The 304-nt window shown below is 58.9% G+C and carries 1 protein-coding gene; it reads right to left on the bottom strand.

From position 1 onward, the window contains the following. The coding region (locus ACFWW2_RS16435) for a transposase (RefSeq protein WP_393929689.1) at nucleotides 1-304 on the bottom strand (304 nt) is incomplete at both ends.

The raw sequence follows: 304 nt of genomic DNA, 5'->3' as shown, positions 1-304 counted from the left end.
CGCATGCCAGAAGCCCAAGGCTCCGTCTCCAATGGCAAGATCAGGCGCATGGGTAAGCCCGCGCCGCTGGAGATCGAGAAGCAGCTCACGCCAACTTTGGGTACTTTCGCGATAGCCATCGGCGAGGCCGATAATCTCCTTGCGGCCCCACTCGTCTGCGCCAATCAACACCAGAACACACTGTTTTTCCTCATCCATGCGTGGTCGGAAATAGACCCCATCCGCCCAGATGTAGACAAACCTCCGCGTGCTGAGATCGCGACGTTGCCAGCGGTCATACTCATCCCACCAGTCGGCCTTGAGC

It is taken from the genome of Yoonia sp. R2-816, from assembly GCF_046762905.1.
Taxonomy (GTDB): Bacteria; Pseudomonadota; Alphaproteobacteria; order Rhodobacterales; family Rhodobacteraceae; genus Yoonia.
Note: the sequence above shows the minus strand (reverse complement) of the source record. Positions and strands in the feature narration are given on the sequence as shown.